Source organism: Photobacterium sp. OFAV2-7 (assembly GCF_022347985.1).
In the GTDB taxonomy this organism is placed as follows: domain Bacteria; phylum Pseudomonadota; class Gammaproteobacteria; order Enterobacterales; family Vibrionaceae; genus Photobacterium.
In genome coordinates this window covers 1-4,118 of the sequence record NZ_JAKRFQ010000446.1, presented here as the reverse complement: position 1 = coordinate 4,118, position 4,118 = coordinate 1, and the positions used below count along the sequence as shown (strand labels likewise).

The 4,118-nt window shown below is 48.4% G+C and carries 4 protein-coding genes and 1 pseudogene; 4 read left to right on the top strand and 1 reads right to left on the bottom strand.

All coding sequences use genetic code 11. The annotated features are described in order from the left end of the window. Positions 1 to 323, top strand: a 323-nt coding sequence (locus MHN01_RS18670; RefSeq protein WP_239412726.1) for a nuclear transport factor 2 family protein, incomplete at its 5' end; no start/stop codon positions are given. 81 nt (positions 324 to 404) lie between these two features. Here the strand turns inward: MHN01_RS18670 and MHN01_RS18665 are convergent. After that, on the bottom strand, positions 405 to 758 hold the full coding sequence (locus MHN01_RS18665) for a YajD family HNH nuclease (RefSeq protein ID WP_075762063.1): 354 nt from the start codon (positions 756 to 758) through the stop codon (positions 405 to 407). Positions 759 to 1,275: 517 nt separating this feature from the next. Here MHN01_RS18665 and MHN01_RS18660 point away from each other — a divergent pair. From MHN01_RS18660 to MHN01_RS18650, 3 genes and pseudogenes are all read left to right on the top strand, one after another. Then, a complete protein-coding gene (locus MHN01_RS18660) occupies positions 1,276 to 1,902 on the top strand; it encodes a DUF2760 domain-containing protein (RefSeq protein WP_239412727.1) in 627 nt (208 codons plus the stop codon). Then, positions 1,902 to 3,737 (top strand): Hsp70 family protein, encoded by a 1,836-nt coding sequence (locus MHN01_RS18655; RefSeq protein ID WP_239412725.1) that lies wholly within the window; start codon positions 1,902 to 1,904, stop codon positions 3,735 to 3,737. The genes MHN01_RS18660 and MHN01_RS18655 overlap by 1 nt, the downstream gene beginning before the upstream one ends. Before the next feature lie 55 nt (positions 3,738 to 3,792). Then, positions 3,793 to 4,118: pseudogene (locus MHN01_RS18650) on the top strand (molecular chaperone DnaK); the annotation flags it as partial.

Below are 4,118 nucleotides of genomic sequence, written 5' to 3'. Positions count from 1 at the left end.
TAATGAAACAATGGGCTGGATTCCTCCCGGGATTTGATACAACGTACCATGATTTAAGCAACATGAAAGTGGATATCAGTGATGATACGGCCAATGCCACTGTAGACTTCACGGCCAACCACTGGCTTGGAGCTGAAGGCTTCTGGGCTGTGTCCGGTCATTACGAATTCTCATTGAGCCGCGCTAATGACAACTGGGCGATCACTTCGGTCAAAGTCAGAGGCACAAGTGAACAAGGCAGCCGCGATGTACTAGGAGAAGCACCGCAATATGCTAAGGAAAACCTCGAGGCGAGAAATGCACTGCGGATTAGTTATGAATAGTCATCAACAATAAGTGTCGAAAGGGATTAAATGATAAATTCACTGGCATGTTCCGCCAGTGAATTTTTCTATTGGCAAGGCTTATTTCTTCTTTTCCATCATTGCTTTTAAATCAGCAAATGGATTAAACGTCGCCGCTTCGTGATCATCTTCACCTGCTTTGATCACACTGCCAGTCTGCTGATCATGCTCGGTATATTTTTCGTGCTCGTGATCATGGCAAAACAGGCATAGCAACTCCCAGTTGCTGCCGTCTTCCGGGTTATTGGTATGATCATGATCGACATGGTGTACCGTCAGTTCACGAAGGTTGGAGTAAACAAACTCTCTGGTACAACGACCGCAAACCCAAGGATAAAGCTTCAGCGCTTTTTCACGGTAACCTTGTTCTTTGCGGGCATAAGCGGCACTGGTGCCGTAATAATCTGATGACATAATTCAGCCTGATGGTTCGTTAAAGCAATTATCTAAATCTACCGCAAGTGTACCCAAAATACATCGCAATAACCGGACAAAACACACATTGTAATGATTTTCCACTGGCTCTGGTTACCAATACGCACCGCTTCGGGCGCATAATTACGCAAAACTCCCCCATGATGCCAACATCAGCTCAGTCTGATTGAACAAAATTAGCCAAGGGATCAGCAGAATACTGACAAAGTCGTGAAAAATAGACTAAAAATGAAAGGGAGCAATCAAAGATTTCATGAAAACTGATATGGGCGCTGTAGAATAACATCTTGATATACATACAATGACAGAGTTATGTCAAACCCTTGATTGGTTGCAAATTAATCTAAGGCATCAATTCTTACAGAAATTGAAGTAAAAAAAGGTCCGCCCTAGATGTAATGCAGGATGAGTATGTTAGTATTCAGCCCAAATTGTTCATAGTGAATCGATTTTTCACTGTAAAGAGAAGACGGATATGGCTTTTGATTTTTCTAAAATGACTGTGGATTTATCGGCAATGCCGACAACAATTGATATGGGGCACGCTTGGTTAGGCGGTCTGGTATTAGTGTTACTGGTTCTTTATATCGCCAAAAAAGGCAAACCAGTTGAAGTCGAGAAAGTTGTCGAAAAAGAAGTCGAAGTAGAGAAAATCGTTGAGGTTGAAAAACCTGTAGAGAAGATCGTAGAAGTTGAAAAGATCGTTGAGAAAATTGTAGAAGTTGAACCGAAGCTAAAAACAGCGACTCCGGATGCAGCTCTACAGCTACTTTCTCTGCTTCAGCAAGAAGCCCGTTTTATTGATTTCATGCAAGAAGACCTGAAAGGTTTTGCTGATGCAGAAATCGGCGCTGCTGCTCGTGTTATTCACGAAGGTGGCCAGAAAGTCCTAAACGAATACTTCAGCTTTGCTCCTGTTCGTTCCGAAGACGAAGAGACACGCATTACCCTACCACAAGGCTTCAATGCCTCCGAAGTGCGCCTAACGGGTAATGTCATTGGCGAAGCACCTTTCACCGGAACCCTTATCCATCGCGGCTGGAAAGTGACCGACGTTAAATTGCCTAAACTGGCAGACGGTCATGATGCAAGTATTATTGCCGCCGCTGAGGTAGAACTGTAATGCAAGATACACAAGAACATCGTTTTAGCGTTGGTATCGACCTAGGCACCACCCACTGCGTACTGTCTTATGTCGATCTGCAAGATGAAGAAGCAAAAGTCAACGTCATGCCGATCGCCCAACTTACCACACCGGGTAATGTTGAAGAAAAAGATCAGCTGCCGTCATTTATGTATCAGGCTCATGAGTCTGAACTCGCAGAAGGCGATACTGCCCTGCCGTGGAATGCGCAGCCGAAAGCAATTGTCGGTGCCATGGCACGCACACTGGGCAGCAAAACACCTATCCGCCTTATCGCCAGTGCAAAGAGCTGGCTATGTCACGGTGGTGTAAACCGTCGTGATGCCTTCCTGCCACTGAACAGCCCGGAAGAAGTTACCAAAGCCTCTCCTATCGATGCCACTCGTAACTATCTGGAGCACCTGGCAGAAGCCTGGAACAACCAGCACCCTGACACACCGCTGTTCGAGCAGGATGTCACCATCACGGTACCAGCTTCTTTCGACCCGGCGGCACGAGATCTGACGGCTGAAGCTGCCCGTAGCGTTGGCTTCAAGCACATGACGCTGCTAGAAGAGCCGCAGGCAGCCGTATACAGCTGGCTGAAGAACAATGATGACACCTGGCGCGATCAAGTATCAGTCGGTGATGTAATTCTGGTGGTTGATATCGGTGGTGGTACTACTGACCTTTCACTCGTTGCTGTTACTGAAGAAGAAGGAAACCTGACGCTGAACCGTGTAGCGGTTGGTGATCACATCCTGCTTGGTGGTGACAACATGGATCTGGCGCTGGCATATCGCTTGAAGATGAAGCTGGCTCAGGAAGGCAAACAGCTTCAGCCATGGCAGATCCAGGCGATTACTCACGCTTGTCGTGATGCCAAAGAAGCTCTGCTAAGCGATTCAGAGCTGCAAGCGGTGCCAATTGTTGTCCCGAGTCGCGGCTCGAAGCTTCTTGGCGGCACACTACAGACCGAGCTGACCCAAGAAGAAGTTCAGCAAACACTGGTAGAGGGCTTCTTCCCTCAAAACAGCATTGAAGAGCACCCTGTTGAAATGCAGCGTGGCGCTCTGACCCAGATGGGCCTGCCATACGCACAAGATGCGGCGGTATCACGCCATGTTGCTGGCTTCCTGAGCCGCCAGTCTTCAGCTGTTGACGAGCTGTTTGAAAAATACGACCAATTGCATGAAGACTTCATTCGTCCGACAGCAATTTTGTTTAACGGCGGTGTACTTAAGTCAGACCTTCTGTCCAAGCGTCTGCTGTCTATCATTAACAGCTGGCTAACAGCTGGTGGCAGTAACGAAGCTAAACTACTTGAAGGCCTGGACCTTGATCTGGCTGTTGCAAGCGGTGCCTCTTACTACGGTTCAGTACGCAAAGGTAAAGGCGTTCGCATCCGCGGTGGTATTGCAAGCAGCTACTATGTGGGTATCGAAAGCTCTATGCCGGCAATCCCTGGTATGGAGCCGCCGCTTGAAGCGCTTTGTGTTGCACCATTCGGTATGGAAGAAGGTACGCACGCTGACGTTCCTAGCCGCGAATTTGGCCTGGTCATAGGTCAGCCGGTACAATTCAAGTTCTTCGGTTCAACGGTGCGCCGTGAAGACCCAGCCGGTACTCACCTTGACTGGTGGCAACCAGAAGAGCTGGAAGAACTACCAGCCATTCAGGTAACACTACCAGTATCAAACGGCCGTACTGCAGGCGAAGTTGTTCCTGTCCGCCTTGCGTCCCGTGTGACTGAGCTTGGCACGCTATGCCTTGAAGCCATCCCAACTGATGGCGGCCAGAAATGGCAGGTAGAATTCGACGTTCGAGAAAAGTAATCCCTACCCTGTTACGGCGCATCCTAGATGCGCCGTAATATTAACGGAGTAACCAATGTCTTCCCCTCGTTATCTAGTCGGTATCGATTTAGGTACAACCCACACTGTTGTCGCTTATACACCAATCACCGACGAACTCGAAACAAGCCCAATCAACATCTTTGAAATTGACCAACTTATCGCACCGGGTGAAGTTGCCCGTAAACCGCTACTGCCTTCATTTCGCTATCACCCGGCTGAAGGTGAGATAAGCCCGTCAGAACTGGTTTTGCCATGGGATATCCAACCGGTTACAGGCGATATCAACAATGCCATTATCGGTGAGTTTGCCCGCGAGCTTGGTGCCAAGGTTGAAGGCCGTCAGGTCGTCAGTGCCAAGAG

Coding starts and splice junctions, on each gene's coding strand:
- MHN01_RS18665 (WP_075762063.1), bottom strand. CDS start 758: ATGTCATCAGATTATTACGGCACCAGTGCCGCTTATGCCCGCAAAGAA.
- MHN01_RS18660 (WP_239412727.1), top strand. CDS start 1,276: ATGACTGTGGATTTATCGGCAATGCCGACAACAATTGATATGGGGCAC.
- MHN01_RS18655 (WP_239412725.1), top strand. CDS start 1,902: ATGCAAGATACACAAGAACATCGTTTTAGCGTTGGTATCGACCTAGGC.